The organism is Microbacterium sp. A93 (assembly GCF_051842835.1).
The window spans coordinates 253,670-269,340 of record NZ_JBPXMT010000010.1 but is presented as its reverse complement, the minus strand read 5'-3'; the positions used below and the strand labels follow the sequence as shown (position 1 = coordinate 269,340).

Genomic DNA, 15,671 nt, shown 5'->3' with positions numbered 1-15,671 from the left:
CATGACCCTGCCGATCGCCCGGGACCTTGACCGCCTGCGCACCGCGCTCGACCAATTGTCCGGACAGGCCTACACCAAAGGCCACGGCACCGGCAACGACTTCGTGCTCGTCCCCGACCTCGACGGTGAGACGGAACTGTCCCCGGACCACGTCGAGGCCTTGTGCGACCGTCACCTCGGGGTGGGGGCGGACGGCCTGATCCGGGTCGTGAAGTCAACGCACCTCATCGAGGGACGGGACCTGCTCGCGGCGCACCCCGAGGCCGTCTGGTTCATGGACTACCGGAACGCCGACGGCTCCATCGCCCAGACCTGCGGCAACGGGATCCGTGTCTTCGTGCACTACCTCCTCACCCGCGGGCTCGTTCAGCTGGCACCGGGGCAGGGGCTGGCCGTCGGCACCCGCGCCGGCCTGCGCACGGTGACCCGGCTCGAGGACGGGTACTCCGTGGACATGGGTCCGTGGTCCTACCTGGACCCCGAACTGGCCGAGGAACGTGCCTCGGACTCGCTCGTGTTGGCCGCGGGGCTGGCGGATCCCCGTCCCGCTCTGAGCCTGTCCCTGGGCAACCCCCACACCGTGGTGGCGCTGTCCGAGGAGGCGGACCTGCAGGCGCTGGACCTGACGAAGACCCCGAGCGTGGATCCGGTGCCGCCCCGCGGCAGCAACGTGGAGTTCGTGGTTCCCGCCGATCCGCTGTTCCACGAGGGAGTGGGCCGCGTGCGGATGCGCGTGCACGAGCGGGGCGTGGGGGAGACCCAGTCCTGTGGCACCGGGGCCTGCGCCGCCGCCACCGCGGTCCGGCTCTGGGCCGGCGATCAGGACGCGCTGCGGTGGAGCGTGGGTGTTCCGGGGGGCACCCTGGGCGTCGAGTTCGTCCCGCAGGCCGATGGCTCCGAACGGGTCATCCTCTCCGGGCCGGCCGTGCTGGTCTTTGACGGCACGGTGGTGTGACGGTTCACCCGGGCTGTGAGCCGCCCATCGGATACTCATACACGGTCTCGGGTTCCGTGGTCAGCTCCAACCGGATGACGGCCGCTGCCGCCAGATCGGCGGGGACCGGCAGGTCCCATTCCTGGGCAGCCCAGTCGGCGGCGCAGGCCTGCCCGGCCCCACCGCCGAGGTCGACCAGGACCCGGTAGGCACCGTCCGGGTCCACGGCGTCCTCGACCACCCTCGGGAAGCAAGCGGTGGAGGAGCTGCCGAAGGTCGTCACCGTCAGGGTGCCGTGATCCGTCCACGCCAGAAACGGTGCGTAGGACTCGCCGGGCTCACCAGGCGCCGCCTCCACGGTGTGCTCAGCCGGGTCGACGTGCACCGTGGTGGCCGAATCCTGCACCGCCGAGCCATGGCCCGTTCCCGTACATGCGGCGAGTGAACCGGCCAGCACCAGGACCCCCGTCAGCGCCAGGACGGCCCGGCACCCCTGCAATCCATGTGTCATGCAGTCAGTATGCGGTCCACCTGCAGGATGCGGAATCCCTTCTCGGTGCCGAAGCGTGAGGCTGTGAACTCGTCGGGATGGCGGTCCTGGAGCGCCGCGGTGAGCCACGGCAGCAGCGAGTCGGCGCCGAGGTTCTTCTGCACCACCAGGAACGCGCGCCCACCCGGGGCCAGCCGCGGCAACCACTGCAGCAGGATGGAGTGCAACGCCTCCTTGCCCACACGGATGGGGGGATTGGACCAGATCAGGTCGAAGGTGCGGTCGGTCGGCACCTCATCAGGGCGGTACACCGTGATGTTCGCCAGCCCCAGCGCTGTGGCGTTGTCCCGGCACAGCTGGGCCGCGCGGTCGTTGACCTCGACGGCGGACACCTCCGCCGCGGGGCTGCTCAGCCCCAGCGTGAGGGCCAGGGGGCCCCACCCGCAGCCGATATCCAGGAAGGTACCGGAGTCCGGCGGCTCGGGCACCGTGCGCAGCATGGCGGCGGTACCCTTGTCGATCCCGTCGGGCGAGAAGATGTGGTTGGCGGTCTCGACCGAGACGGTGCGTCCGGCGAGGGAGACCTCGAGCCGGCGCCGGTGTTCGGGGCCGACCGGCTCGGCAGAGAAGTAGTGTGCGGAATCCATCACGGCCTGATGCTACTTGACACCGCGCCTATACTGGATGCTATGTGGATTCTCCAGCGCTGATAATGGACCTTGCCCTCCCCGCCCGTGCGGGTCGAGGCGTCCTCAGACAGCACCCCATCCCCGTAGTACCTGACTACCTCCGCGCACCCTCGCGCGCTTTCACGAAGCACGAAGGAGGCCCATCGTGGCCCCGACCCCACCTGTCCACAGGAGTTCTCAGAACCCCACCGGCAGCGCCGCCAGCGATTATCATAGAGACCACGCACCTTCCAAGGAGACCATGACCGAGAATCCCCAGCACGGGAACCACCACACGGCCGGACCGGACGAGACCCAGATCCAGGGCGTGATCGACCGGATCCTCGCCGCGGACGATGCCAGCGCCGCCAAGAACACCCCCGGGTCCGGACGGGCCCAGGCCCTGTCCGAGGGTGGCGACGGGCACACGGACGCGGATGGCGAACAGTTCGACCTCGCCGAGCGTCAGGCCCTCCGGCGCGTCAAGGGGCTGAACACCGAGCTCGAGGACATGTCCGAGGTCGAATACCGGCAGCTGCGCCTGGAACGCGTCGTGCTGGCAGGACTGCTGATGGAGGGCACCGCACAGGATGCCGAGAACTCCCTCCGCGAGCTGGCGGCCCTCGCCGAGACGGCCGGTTCGGAGGTCTTGGACGGCATCATCCAGCGGCGCCACCTGCCGGATCCGGCGACCTACCTGGGTAAGGGCAAGGCCGAGGAACTACGCGGGATCGTCGCCATGACCGGCGCGGACACCGTGATCATCGATTCCGAGCTCGCTCCCTCCCAGCGTCGCGCGCTGGAGGACGTGGTGCGGGTGAAGGTCATCGACCGGACGGCGTTGATCCTGGACATCTTCGCCCAGCACGCGCAGTCCCGCGAGGGACGCGCCCAGGTGGAGCTGGCGCAGCTCGAATACCTGCTGCCGCGCCTCCGCGGTTGGGGAGAGTCCATGTCCCGCCAGGCCGGTGGCCGCGCCGCCGGTGGTGAGGGGATCGGCTCGCGCGGCCCCGGCGAGACCAAGATCGAGCTGGACCGCCGTCGCATCCGCACCCGGATGGCCAAGCTGCGCCGCGAGATCACCGCCATGAAGCCGGCTCGGGAGACCAAGCGGGCCAACCGGCGTCGCAACCGGGTGCCCTCCGTGGCGATCGCCGGGTACACCAACGCCGGCAAGTCCTCGCTGCTCAACCGCCTGACCCATGCCGGCGTGCTGGTGGAGAACGCACTGTTCGCCACCCTGGATCCCACCGTGCGCAAGTCCGTCACCCCGGACGGCATCGGCTACACCCTCTCGGACACGGTCGGATTCGTGCGCTCCCTGCCCACCGAGCTCGTCGAGGCCTTCCGCTCCACCCTGGAGGAGGTGGGTGACGCGGATGTCATCCTGCACGTGGTGGATGTCTCGCACCCGGACCCCGAGGGCCAGATCGCCGCGGTCCGGTCCGTGCTGGCCGACGTGGACGCACGCCGGATCCCGGAGATCATCGTGCTGAACAAGGCGGACGCCGCAGACCCCCTCTCGGTGGCGAGGCTACGCCAGCGCGAACCACGTTCCGTGGTGATCTCGGCCCGCACCGGAGAGGGGATTACGGAGCTGGAACGCGCCATCTCGGACGCGATCCCGCGGCCGAACGTGGCACTGGACCTGCTCATCCCGTTCACGGACGGGGACGTGGTCTCGCGGTTGCACTCGCCGGACGCCGACATCATCTCGGAGACCTACGAGGCCGAGGGCACGCGGATGCGCGTGCTGGTCCGGGAGGACATCGCCGAATACCTGCGCCGTTTCGCGGTGGACGGAGCATGACCCAGACGGTTCAGGACACCGGGAGCCAGGAAGCGGCCGAGCCCCGCTCCGACGCCGAGCGAGAGGCATTGCGGCTGCTGGACGCTGTCGTGGAGGCGACCGGCGGTCAGCGCCGCGAGGGCCAACGGCGCATGGTGGTGGAGGTGGCCAGGTCTCTGGAGACCGGCCGACACCTCCTGGTCCAGGCCGGTACCGGCACGGGCAAGTCGTTGGCGTATCTGGTGCCGGCGCTGCAACACGCGTTGGAGGCGGAGCGTCCAGTGGTGGTGGCCACCGCCACGCTGGCACTGCAATCCCAGATCATGCGCCGCGATGCCCCGAGACTGCTGGAGGCGTTGGCGGATGAACTGCCACGACCCATGGACGTGGCGCTGGTCAAGGGCCGGTCCAACTACGTGTGTCGGCACAAGCTCGACGGCGGTTTCCCCGAGGAGGAGGGCCAGACGCTGTTCGGGCTCGCCGACGACGGCGAGATGGTGGCCGGCTCGGACGGCAACCCGACGAGTCCCCTGGGACGGGAGGTGCTCCGCCTGCGGGAGTGGGCGGAGGACACCGAGACGGGGGACCGGGATGACCTGGACCCCGGGGTCACCGACCGTGCCTGGCGGCAGGTGTCCGTGTCTGCGGTGGACTGTCTCGGGGCGCAGAAGTGCCCGATGGCGGCCGAGTGCTTCTCTGAGAGGGCACGCTCCGAGGCTGGCGAGGCGGATGTGGTCGTCACCAACCACGCCATGCTCGCCATCAGCGCCTTCGAGGGCCTGGCCGTGCTGCCCGAGTTCGATGCCGTGGTGGTGGATGAGGCCCACGAGCTACAGGACCGGGTGACCGGTGCGGTCACCGGTCAGCTGTCCGGCGCCATCGTCCAGGCGGCCGCCTCCTCCGCCCGCAAGCACACCGCGGTCGCCGTCGAACCGCTCATGCAGGCCGGTGTCGGGCTGGACGCCGCCTTCACCGCGACCCCCACCGGACTGATCCCGCGAGGCCCGGACGAGGTCCAACTCAGTGCCCTCAGCGCCGTCCGCGATGCAGCGCGGCAGGCACTGAGCGACTCCAAGCCCAGCGGCGGTTCCGACTCCTCCGCGGACGGTGGGCGGCAGATGGCCCGCTCCCGGCTGCAGGAGGTCCTGGAGGTGGCCGAGCGGATGCTGGAGACCGTCCCGGAGACCAGCCACCCCGAGGTCCTCTGGGCGTCCAGGCCGGGACACTTCGAACCCGGGGCGGGCTGGATTCCCGGGGACGAGACCGCGCCGCCCGTGCTCTACGTGGCGCCGCTGTCCGTGGCGGGAAAGCTCCGGGAGGGTCTCTTCGGCCAGGCCACCACCGTCATGACCTCGGCGACGTTGGCCATCGGCGACTCCTTTCAGCCGGTCGCGGGGGCGGTGGGCCTCCTGGGGGAGAGCGCTCCCCGCTGGACGGCCCTGGACGTGGGCAGCCCCTTCGACTACGCCCGGCAGGGCGTGCTCTATGTAGCCCGGCACCTGCCGAAACCGGGACGGTCCGCCTCGCCGGAGAGTTACGAGGAGTTGGAGCAGTTGCTGCGCGCCTCCGGTGGCGGTGCCCTGTGCCTGTTCTCCTCCAAGCGCGCCGCTGAGGACGCCGCGGCGGAGATGAGGACGAGGCTGGGGCCGAACCCCACCATCCTGTGCCAGGGGGACACCACGCTGACGGCGCTCGTGCGGCAGTTCGCCACGGAACCGGACACCTGTCTGTTCGGGACGATGAGCCTGTGGCAGGGAGTGGACGTTCCCGGCGCCGCCTGCCGACTGGTGGTCATCGACCGGATCCCCTTCCCCCGGCCGGACGATCCCCTGGCGACCGCGCGGTCCCGGGACATCAGCCGCCACGGGGGCAACGGCTTCATGGCCGTCTCCGCCTCCCACGCGGCAGTACGGCTGGCCCAGGGCGCCGGGCGTCTGATCCGGACGGCCACGGACCGGGGCGTGGTGGCCGTGCTGGACTCACGGCTGGCCACTGAACGCTATGGATCGTTCCTGCGTTCCACCCTGCCGGAATTCTGGCCCACCACCGATCCGGCCGTGGTGCGCGGCGTGCTGGAGCGGCTGAACACGGCCTAAGGAGCGAGGATCTCCAAGGCCTCCACCGTCCGCAGACCCCGCCACTCGAGTCCCTGCGCCGGACACCACGCCGGCCAGTCCACGGTCCACCCTCCGTCGGCCTGTTGCCCCGCGGCCAGCCAGCGGCGACCCTGGGCCACCACCTCATCGGGCGCGAGCCGGGCCGGCAGATCGGTGGGGAACGGGAGTGACCACGGGTTGTGGAGCAGATCAATCGCGTGGATCCTCTCGTCCTGCGCGCCGCCCGCAACGTGGAGCGCGCCCTCGGCCTGCAGCCGGGTGCTCAGCCGGCTGAGCACCGGGTGGGTCGACGGGTCCCGGGTGCTCTCGGCCGACAGGAAGCGCACGGCATACTTCGCCTCGTAGGCGGGCAGGTCGTGGTCCGGCGGCTGCCGGCGGTCGCCGAACCGGGCCAGGTGCAGCCGGCACCACTCGGCGGCGGCCTCAGCCCAGCCACCCTCGAACCCGGTCAGTAAGGCGGCCGCGGAGAATCCGTAGGTCAGGTGGGAGCCGCCGGGGGTGGACTGCACCCACGGGGCATGCGGCCACCCGAGGGAGGGCTCCGTGACGAACGGGACGGAACCGTCCACCGCAGAGAGCGAGGCCACCCACTCCAGTCCCGAACGGACCCAGGGATGGTCGGGCAGGTCCCACGAGGCCAGCAGATCGAGGGCGGTCAAGGTGGACAGGAACTCGCTGTGTGGCGAACGCACGTCCGGCTCCAAGCCGTGTCCGAAGCCGCCATCCGGATTGCGGTAGGCCCCCAGTGCGGCCAGGACGCCGTCGACCCCGCCGCCATGTAGTGCCAGGTTGATCCGGCGGCGCTCCAGCAGGCGCCCGTGGGTCACCACGAACTCCTCCGCATCCGCCGCCCGGACGCCCGGGGGGAAGGGGCGGCGGTTCACGGTCTCAGAGTGCCCGGAGGACGGTGACGACCTTGCCCATGATGGTGGCCGCGTCACCGAGGATGGGCTCATAGGCCGAGTTCTGGGGCAGCAGCCACGTGTGACCGTCGCGCTGCCGGAAGGTCTTCACCGTGGCCTCGTCACCCAGGAGGGCCGCCACGATGTCCCCGTTGTGGGCGTTGTTCTGCTGGCGCACCACCACCCAGTCGCCGTCGCAGATCGCGGCGTCCACCATGGAGTCACCGGACACCTTGAGCATGAACAACTCGCCTTCGCCCGTGAGCTGGCGGGGCAGTGTCATGACGTCCTCGACCTGCTGGTCGGCCAGGATCGGCCCACCCGCCGCAATCCGGCCCACGAGGGGCACCGGGACGGCGTTGCCCTCCGCGGCGCCCGTATGCAAGGTGGCCACGGGGGCCGCCGGCGCCTCGCGGACGTGGGAGACCACCTCGGCCGTGAGCGGCGAGCCGTTCTCGTCGAGCAGGACCTCCATGGCCCGCGGGCGGCCCGGATCCTTCCGGATGTAGCCCAGCTTCTCCAGCTGGCCCAGTTGGTGGGTGACCGAGGAGAGCGAGGCCAGGCCCGCGGCATCCCCGATCTCCCGCATGGAGGGCGGATAGCCGCGATCCGCGATGGCCGTGCGGATCGACGCGAGGATGGTGCGCTGCCGCGGGGTCAGGGGTCGGGCGTCCGTGACGTGGTGCGGGTCCGGTGCTGGGGTGGGATTCCGGGGGGCCATTCGACCATCCGTTCTTATCGTGTCCGTCGGTCCGGGTGGACTGCTTCCAGGGTGATCACTGGTTCAAACGGTACCGGAATCAGGGGGTCGATTCAAAGATATGTTCGAATTATTCTTGGCGTGTTTCGAACAGGCGTGCTAGACATGGTGTCGAAGCACTCGAACACACGTTCTACGGCCCGGAGGTCCGGGCGGAGAGGCAGAAGAGCATGAGCACTGCAGCATCACGACAGATCCGTCCCGCCGGCTCTGCCGGATTCCACCTGAACCGCCGTGGCCGTTTTCTTTTCGTCGGCATTCCCGTCCTGGTGCTGGCGGTCCTGGCCGCTGCGGCCGCCGTCTTCTTCGGGCTCAACGGCATGGCGCCGGCCGCGGCGTCGGACGAGCGGCCCGTCGGCACCGTGAGGTCCGTGACCGTGGACTACGGGGACACCCTGTGGACCATCGCCGGCCGGTCCGCGCCAGAGGCCTCCCGCAACGAGACCATCCTGCGCATCGGTGAGCTCAACAGTCTGGACGGCGCTGATCTCCAGCCGGGGCAGGTCCTGTTCGTACCCACCGCCGGATGACCGCCGGCGCCTGAGCTGCCGGTACTCTGGAGAGGGTCCGTCGAGTGGCGGCCCGTCAGCACCACGGGGGCAGCATGGGGATCGATCGGCGGCGCATGAGGCGAGCGACCGCTCCCGTCGCCTTCTCCGCGATCGGCGCCCTGGTGGCCACCGGAGCCCTCCTGTACCCCGGATTCAACACCGCTGACCTCGACCTGCACGATGCCGGGATCTGGGTCACGCATCATAGCGGCGGATACGTGGGCCACCTCAACCACGAGTCGCACATTTTGGACGGCGGATTCCGGCCCCCCGTAGAAGACGTCCAGCTCCACCAGCAGGGAGCCACCGCTCTGATGCTGGACCCCGCATCGGGGGCGCTGACCGGCGTCGACACCGCATCCATGGCTTCCGGTGACCAGGTCATGGCACCGGCGACCCAGGACTTCGCCCTGGGTGGAGGGATCATCTCCGTGAGCAACCCCGAGGAGGGGACGGTCTTCGCGGGGACGGCGGACCCGGCTCCGCAGTGGCCCACCGAGGAACCCCTCTACGAAGCCGAGGGCGCGGTCGCCTCGACCACCTCGATGACCGGCGAGGTGCTGGTCGCCGACCTCGACTCCGAGGAGATCATCCGTTTCGGTGCGGAGGACGGCGGTCCGGCGTCCTCGCTGGTGGAAACCCGCCGTGAGGCACTGGACGGACTGTCGGGGCTGACGGATCCGCAGGTCGTGGCGGTGGGGGATCGTGCCGTGGTGGTGGACTCCGAGTCGGGAACGGTGAGCTGGCCGGGCCGGACCATCCAGGACGGGCGTCTGGTGGGTGCGGTGCCCCAACCGGCCGGCCCCGCGTCTGACCAGATCGCCCTGTCCACCGCGCGGGAACTCCTGACGGTCGAGCTGTCCGACGGTCAGATCCGCTCCCTTCCCCTGGTGCCTCCGGAGGATCCCTCGGCGGGATCCACCTCCTCTGCGGGATCCACCTCCTCTGCGGGATCCACCTCCCCGGGAGCCTCGGCGGAGGCGGGCGCCACGGCCCCCGTGCGGGTCGGCGAGTGCTTCCACGCTGCCTCGGCGGTGACGGGTCACTACCTGCAGGACTGCGCGGGTGAGGCCCAGGACCAGATCGTGCCGATCCCGGACCTGAGCGGGGGCTCGCAGTTGGTCTTCCGGGTCAACCGTGACCAGGTGGTGCTCAACGACACGGAGTCCGGCACCAGCTGGATGGTCCTGGACCAGATGAAGGTCGTGGCCAACTGGGAGGATCTCGAACCGCCGAAGGGCGAGGGCGAGGAGAAGGAAGAGGAGTCTGACGAGGTCACCCAGGAGACGGCGCTGCCCGAGCGGCAGGAGGAGAACCGTCCGCCGGTGGCCGTGGATGACAGCTACGGGGTCCGCCCGGGCCGGACCACCCAACTGCCGGTCCTGTTCAACGACTCGGATCCCGACGGTGATGTCCTGATCGCCTCGCTGGACAGTGAGCAGCCGTCCGTGGGCACGGTGCAGGAGATCATCGACGGGATCGGGTTGCAGATCGTCGTCCCGGAGTCTGCCGGCGGGCGGGCCGAGATCACCTACGTGGCGGACGACGGTCGAGGTGGTACCGATGCGGCGCAGGTCTCCCTGCGGGTGGTCCCGGACAGCGAGAACACCGCCCCGAGGCAGGAGCGGACGTTGGTGCTGCGGGTGCCGGCCGGCGAGTCCGTGACGAGCCAGGTCCTGACCGACTGGATCGATCCCGACGGGGACGATCTCCAGCTCGTGGGGGCACTGGCCGAGGAACCGGACTCGGTGCGGACCAGGCCGGACGGCACCCTGACCTTCCAGGACAATACGGGTGAGGCCGGCCGGAAGGAGCTTGCGGTCACGGTCTCCGACGGCCGCGAGTCCACCTCCGGCACGGTCCAGGTCGAGGTCCTCGAACGGGGCTCGATCCACCCGCCGATCACCCAGGCCGATCACGTCACCGTGCCGGCCGGGCAGGACATCACGTTCTCCCCCCTGCAGAACGACACCGACCCGCTCGGTGGCCAGCTCAGGCTGGCCCACGTGGGACCCGTTCCGAACGCGGAGCTGGACTATTCCACCGCCGGCGGATCGGTGACGTGGTACTCGGAGACCCCCGGCACGTACTACGTGGAGTACCTGGCGGCCAATGACTACGATTCGGCCCCCGGCCTGATCCGCGTGGACGTCCTCGAACCGGAGGACGGGGCTGGCCTGCCGGTCGCCGTCCGGGACATCGCCCTGGTGCCGGCCGGCGGGCAGACGCTGGTCAATGTCCTGGGCAACGACACCGATCCCAGCGGTGGTGTCCTCGTGGTGCAGGGGGTGGGGGAGGCGACCACTGAATCCGGTGCCCTGGCGCCTGTGAAGATGGCGGTCGAGGACCTGAACCATATCCGGGTCGTGGACACCGGCGGCATGACCGGGCCCGCCACCTTCACCTATCTGGTCTCCAACGCGGAGGGCACCTCCGAGGGTGAGGTGACGGTGATCCCGCTGCCCGAACCCGAGGTCATGCAGCCTCCCGTGGCCGTCGCGGACGCGGCCACCGTACGCGTGGGTGACGTGGTGACCGTCGACGTCCTGGCCAACGACTCCCACCCCCACCAGGAGCAGCTCACCCTGGTCCCCACACTGGACCGTCAGGCGGCGGAGGGGAAGGGCATCGGCTTCACCTCCGACGGCAAGGTCCGCTTCCGGGCCGGCGATGACCCCGGACGGGTCACCCTGGCCTATACGGTCCGGGCCCCGGATGGGCAGGAGGCCTCGGCCACCGTGGACCTCACCGTCGCGCCGATGGACCGGGAGGCCAACAACCCACCGGTGCCCTCCTCGGTCTCCGCCCGCGTGCTGGTCGGTGAGTCCGTGGTGGTCCCCATCCCGCTGGACGGCATCGACCCGGACGGCGATTCCGTGACGCTGCAGGGGGTGCAGTCCCCGCCGAGTCAGGGGTCCGTCCGGATGGAGAAGGGGCAGCTGATCTACACGGCCTCGGATGCGGCCACGGGCTCTGACTCCTTCACCTATGCGGTGGCCGACCGGCTGGGCGCACAGGCCACGGGCACCGCGACCATCGGGATCGCCGAACCACTCAACACGAACCATCCGCCGGTGGCCCTCGACGATTCCGTGGAGGTGCGGCCGGGCCGGACCTTCACCACCAACGTGCTGGCCAATGACGCGGATCCGGACGGGGATCAGGTGACGCTCGTGAACGGCCGGTTCACCGCCAGCCAGCCCGAGGTGCCCGTGGACATCGTGGACGGGAGGGTCCGGGTGGTGACCCCGGAGACCGAGGGCTTCCTGAACATCGGCTACACCATCACGGATCCGGCCGGGGCCACGGACACGGCGAACCTCTCGATCCGCGTCGACCAGGAGGCGCCGCTGATGCCGCCCGTCGCCCGCGACGACCTGGTGGGGGCGGAGGAGATCAACGGCCGTGAGCAGGTCTCCGTCTCGGTGTTGGACAACGATGAGGACCCGGACGGCGCCGTGGAGGACCTGGAGCTGGCCCTCGATGAGGCCGCCACGGCGGCCGGCGCCCGGGTGGACGGCAACCACCTGGTCATTCCCGTCCAGGACGCGGCACAGGTCCTCATGTACACCCTCACCGACATCGACGGGGGCATCGGCCGGGCCTTCGTCTTCGTGCCCGGCCATGACCACCGCGCACCGTGGTTGACCACCAGCGAACCGCTGCGCGTCATGGCGGGCGAGGAGCTTCGGGTCGACCTCACGGATCACATCGGCGTGCGGGAGGGCCGGACGCCGCGCCTCACGGGGGACTCCGCCGCCTCGGCCACCCCGGCCTCGGCCGCCTTCACGGTCTCCTCAGCCACGGAGGTCCGCTTCACGGCCCCGGCGGACTACGCCGGGAGCGCCTCGGTCAACGTCACCGTCACGGACGGCGAGAGTGGATCGGACCCCAACGGCCTGGTCTCCACCCTGTCCATCCCCGTCCGGGTGGAGCCGCGCCCGGAGGAGAACAACCCGCCCACCGCCCGGTCCAGCTCGATGCAGATCGAACAGGGCGGGGAGGCGGTCACCCTGGACCTGGCCCCCCTGGCCACGGACGCCGATGGCGACGAGCTCACCTTCACCCGGGGTCAGGTCGGCGGCGAGTTCGCGGCCGAGCTGGCGGGGACCGAGCTGACCGTCACACCCTCCACGAACGCGGAGCGCGGCACCACCGGCACCGTGGCGTTCTCCGTGAGCGACGGCGAGGCGGATCCCGTCTCGGCGCAGATCACCGTCGACATCGTCGGCACCTCCCGGGAACTGCCACGCGCGCTGGACGACTCCGTCCCGGAGGCCCGGTCCGGCGAACCGGTCACGGTCAACGTGCTCGAGAACGACGTCAACCCCTTCGAGGGTGAGGGACCGCTGACCGTGACCGGGGCGCAGGTGACCATCGGGACGGGCACGGCCACCACGGACGGCACCACCGTGACGGTCGCCCCGGGGGCGGACTACTCGGGGCGGATGCAGGTGGCCTACACGATCCAGGACATCACCGACGATCCGAGCCGCGAGGTCCAGGGGAACATCACGGTGGTGGTCAAGGACCGCCCGGGTGTCCCCGGCGTGCCCCGGATCGAGTCCGTGGGAGACCAGACGGTGGAACTGTCCTGGGCCGCCCCGCCGGACAACGGCGACCCCATCACCGGCTACACCGTCACAGACACCTCGACCGGCCGGACCCAGGGGTGCGCCTCGACGGCGTGTTCGCTCTCGGACCTCACGAATGCCGTGGAACACCGGTTCACCGTCACGGCCACCAACTCCGTGGGCGAGTCCGATCCCTCGGGCAGCTCGGCCCCCGCCATCCCGGACGTGCGTCCGGAGCAGCCCGGCCCGCCCAGCGCTGAGGCAGGAGACGGTGTGGTGGCCGTGCAGTGGACGCCGCCGGAGAACCGCGGCTCGGCGATCACCGACTACCGCGTGCAGATGACCCCGGCTCCGGCCGGCGGCAGCCTGCGTTCGGCCGGTGCCGGCACGTCCCTGAGTTGGGACGGACTGAGCAACGGCATGGCCTATCAGTTCCGCATCCAGGCCGTGAACCAGGCCGAGGAGCCCTCCGAATGGTCCGCCTGGTCCGTCGCCGCGACGCCGGCCGGCAAGCCCTTCGCCCCCGGCACCCCGCGTGCGGTGCGGGACGAGTCCGCGGTCGACGGCGGGGTGGTCCGGGTGTCCTGGGCGGCGGCGGATGACAACGGTGCGGCCCTGAAGAACTACACCGTCACGGCGCACGGGGGTGGCTCGTCCCAGTCGCAGTCCGTGGCCCCGGGGGCCACCTCCCTGAACTGGTCGGGCCTGGGGAAGTCCACGGCCTACTCCTTCTCAGTGGTGGCCACGAACGCGAAGGGTGCCTCGCCGTCGTCGGGCCGGTCCGCCACCGTGACGCCCTACGGGCGGCCCGGAGCCGTCAGCGGACTCACCACCCAGGCGACCGGGTCCGACCGGCAGCTGAAGATCTCCTTCTCCGGGGCGGCTAGCAACGGCTCGCCGGTGACCTACCAGTACAACCTCGGCGGCGGCTGGTCCAGTCTGGGGTCCGCCACCTCGGACACCATCACGGTCCCCGCCAACGGCAGCAGCTACCAGCTCACGGTGCGGGCCACGAACGCTGCGGGCTCCGGGACGTCCCAGACGGTGGCCACCGGCGTGGCGTACGGCCCCTTCGTCATGCCCACCCTCCGGGCCACGCCGCAACAGGGGAGCGTGAAGTTCACCTGGAGCCCGACCAACACCTCGACCATCGGCAACGGACGGTCCGTCACGGTCACGCCGAAGGTCAACTCCTCCACGGTGGACAACAGCGGCTCGCACACCACGGCACGGACCCGCGCCGCGACCAAATACACGATGACCCTGACCGTCTGTGTCACCGGGACCTCCAGCTGTGAGACCGTGACCACGTCCGCCACCTCTCAGGCGATCCCGGATCCCAGCGTGAGCATCTCCCGTGGCGGCAGTGCCGCGAACTTCGCCCGGTGCGCTACGGGCGAGTTCACGGACTGCTGGCTGACCAACAAGACCTTCTCCAACTTCGACCCGGGCACCACGATCAACTACACGTGTACCGCGATCGGATCATCCAGCACCGACCGTCCCGGGGAGATCTTCAACTTCGGTGACTACACCGTCACCGTTGACTCCACCGGGTCGGCCACCCAGAACAACACGAACTGCATCGCCCACGACGGCCACCGGCAGATCTGGCTGGATCTGACGAGCCACGGCATCGAGTCCAACCGGATCCAGGGGCCCGGGGACTAGTCCTTGCGTGGCAGGTCGCCGGCCGACATGCGGAGGCGTGGGCCGGGGTGACGGCCTAGGCTGTCTCGGGTGAGTACCACGGATTCCCAGTCATCCCCTGAGGCGTTGGCGGCCCTGCCCCTGCGCGAGAACCTGCGGGGGCTGAGCCCCTACGGCGCGCCCCAGCTGGACGTGCCCGTCACCCTGAACACCAACGAGAACACCCATCCGGTGCCCGAGGAGGTGGTGCACGCGATCACCGCCTCGGTGGCCGCGGCCGCCGGGTCGCTGAACCGGTACCCGGACCGTGAGTTCACCGAGCTGCGCAAGCGGCTGGCGGAGTACCTGGGGCACGGACTCTCGGAGACGCAGCTGTGGGCCGCCAACGGATCCAATGAGATCCTGCAACAGCTGCTGCAGGCCTTCGGCGGCCCCGGACGCACCGTGATGGGATTCCCGCCCACCTACTCCATGTACCCGCTGCTGGCCGCCGGCACGGACACCGCCTACCTGGCCGGGGTACGGGGCGAGGACTTCTCCCTGACCGCAGAGTCCGCCGCGGCCCAGGTCGCCGAGCACCGCCCGAACCTGGTGCTGCTGTGCTCGCCGAACAACCCCACCGGCACGGCCCTGGGGCTGGACGTCGTGGAAGCCGTCTACCAGGCGACCGAGGCCTACCAGGGCATCGTGATCGTGGATGAGGCCTACGCCGAGTTCGCCCTCGCCGGCACCGGATCCGCGCTCGCGCTGCTCCCCGGCAGGCCGCGCCTGGTGGTCACCCGCACCATGTCCAAGGCCTTCGCCCTGGCCGGTGCCCGGCTCGGCTACCTCGCGGCCGCCCCCGAGGTCAGCGATGCCCTGCGGCTGGTCCGCCTGCCCTATCACCTCTCCGCCGTCTCCCAGGCCACGGCCAACGCCGCCCTGCAGCACTATGACGTGCTGCTGGAGACCGTGGAGGACATCAAGGCCCAGCGGGACCGGATCGTGGAGGGGCTGCGCGGCATGGGCCTGAGCCCGGCCGTCTCGGACTCGAACTTCGTGTTCTTCGGCGGGCTGGAGGACGCCCACGCCACCTGGCAGGGCCTGCTGGACCACGGCGTGCTGGTGCGGGACGTCGGCATCGCCCACCACCTGCGCGTCACCGCCGGCACCGAGGCGGAGACCACCGCGTTCCTCGACGCGCTGCGAGAGGTCCTGGGCGGCATCTGACGCCGGAGTGCCACCCCTATACTTGAC

Annotated in this window: 10 protein-coding genes; 6 read left to right on the top strand and 4 right to left on the bottom strand. The window is 70.4% G+C overall.

The window, feature by feature from the left end:
• Nucleotide 1: 1 nt before the first annotated feature.
• Nucleotides 2-955: a diaminopimelate epimerase gene (gene dapF, locus ACSU1G_RS24095; RefSeq protein ID WP_439282551.1), complete on the top strand. Its 954-nt coding sequence runs from the start codon at nucleotides 2-4 to the stop codon at nucleotides 953-955.
• Nucleotides 956-959: 4 nt separating this feature from the next.
• On the opposite strand, the gene ACSU1G_RS24090 is transcribed toward dapF, so the two are convergent.
• On the bottom strand, nucleotides 960-1,445 hold the full coding sequence (locus ACSU1G_RS24090) for a hypothetical protein (protein WP_439282550.1): 486 nt from the start codon (nucleotides 1,443-1,445) through the stop codon (nucleotides 960-962).
• Nucleotides 1,442-2,071, bottom strand: a complete 630-nt coding sequence (locus tag ACSU1G_RS24085) for a class I SAM-dependent methyltransferase (protein WP_439282670.1) — start codon at nucleotides 2,069-2,071, stop codon at nucleotides 1,442-1,444. The genes ACSU1G_RS24090 and ACSU1G_RS24085 overlap by 4 nt, the downstream gene beginning before the upstream one ends.
• A 283-nt stretch (nucleotides 2,072-2,354) precedes the next feature.
• On the opposite strand from ACSU1G_RS24085, the gene hflX reads away from it, so the two are divergent.
• Nucleotides 2,355-3,902, top strand: coding sequence for a GTPase HflX (gene hflX, locus ACSU1G_RS24080; RefSeq protein ID WP_439282549.1), 1,548 nt, complete (start codon nucleotides 2,355-2,357; stop codon nucleotides 3,900-3,902).
• Nucleotides 3,899-5,977: an ATP-dependent DNA helicase gene (locus tag ACSU1G_RS24075; protein WP_439282548.1), complete on the top strand. Its 2,079-nt coding sequence runs from the start codon at nucleotides 3,899-3,901 to the stop codon at nucleotides 5,975-5,977. The genes hflX and ACSU1G_RS24075 overlap by 4 nt, the downstream gene beginning before the upstream one ends.
• Here the strand turns inward: ACSU1G_RS24075 and ACSU1G_RS24070 are convergent.
• Both ACSU1G_RS24070 and lexA read right to left on the bottom strand, forming a co-directional pair.
• Nucleotides 5,974-6,882, bottom strand: coding sequence for a hypothetical protein (locus tag ACSU1G_RS24070; RefSeq protein ID WP_439282547.1), 909 nt, complete (start codon nucleotides 6,880-6,882; stop codon nucleotides 5,974-5,976). The genes ACSU1G_RS24075 and ACSU1G_RS24070 overlap by 4 nt on opposite strands.
• Nucleotides 6,883-6,886: 4 nt before the next feature.
• A complete protein-coding gene (lexA, locus tag ACSU1G_RS24065; protein WP_439282546.1) occupies nucleotides 6,887-7,621 on the bottom strand; it encodes a transcriptional repressor LexA in 735 nt (244 codons plus the stop codon).
• A gap of 209 nt (nucleotides 7,622-7,830) precedes the next feature.
• On the opposite strand from lexA, the gene ACSU1G_RS24060 reads away from it, so the two are divergent.
• The 3 genes from ACSU1G_RS24060 (at nucleotide 7,831) to ACSU1G_RS24050 (ending at nucleotide 15,644) form a co-directional block, all read left to right on the top strand.
• Entirely contained in the window at nucleotides 7,831-8,190 is a 360-nt protein-coding gene (locus ACSU1G_RS24060; protein ID WP_439282545.1) for a LysM peptidoglycan-binding domain-containing protein, read from the top strand.
• Between the two features lie 95 nt (nucleotides 8,191-8,285).
• A complete protein-coding gene (locus tag ACSU1G_RS24055; protein ID WP_439282544.1) occupies nucleotides 8,286-14,456 on the top strand; it encodes an Ig-like domain-containing protein in 6,171 nt (2,056 codons plus the stop codon).
• A gap of 69 nt (nucleotides 14,457-14,525) precedes the next feature.
• Entirely contained in the window at nucleotides 14,526-15,644 is a 1,119-nt protein-coding gene (locus tag ACSU1G_RS24050) for a histidinol-phosphate transaminase (protein WP_439282543.1), read from the top strand.
• Nucleotides 15,645-15,671: the final 27 nt, after the last annotated feature.

Excerpts from the sequence above, each read along its gene's own strand:
- ACSU1G_RS24075 (WP_439282548.1), top strand. The coding sequence starts at position 3,899 with ATGACCCAGACGGTTCAGGACACCGGGAGCCAGGAAGCGGCCGAGCCC.
- lexA (WP_439282546.1), bottom strand. The coding sequence starts at position 7,621 with ATGGCCCCCCGGAATCCCACCCCAGCACCGGACCCGCACCACGTCACG.
- dapF (WP_439282551.1), top strand. The coding sequence starts at position 2 with ATGACCCTGCCGATCGCCCGGGACCTTGACCGCCTGCGCACCGCGCTC.
- ACSU1G_RS24090 (WP_439282550.1), bottom strand. The coding sequence starts at position 1,445 with ATGACACATGGATTGCAGGGGTGCCGGGCCGTCCTGGCGCTGACGGGG.
- ACSU1G_RS24060 (WP_439282545.1), top strand. The coding sequence starts at position 7,831 with ATGAGCACTGCAGCATCACGACAGATCCGTCCCGCCGGCTCTGCCGGA.
- ACSU1G_RS24055 (WP_439282544.1), top strand. The coding sequence starts at position 8,286 with ATGAGGCGAGCGACCGCTCCCGTCGCCTTCTCCGCGATCGGCGCCCTG.
- ACSU1G_RS24085 (WP_439282670.1), bottom strand. The coding sequence starts at position 2,071 with ATGGATTCCGCACACTACTTCTCTGCCGAGCCGGTCGGCCCCGAACAC.
- hflX (WP_439282549.1), top strand. The coding sequence starts at position 2,355 with ATGACCGAGAATCCCCAGCACGGGAACCACCACACGGCCGGACCGGAC.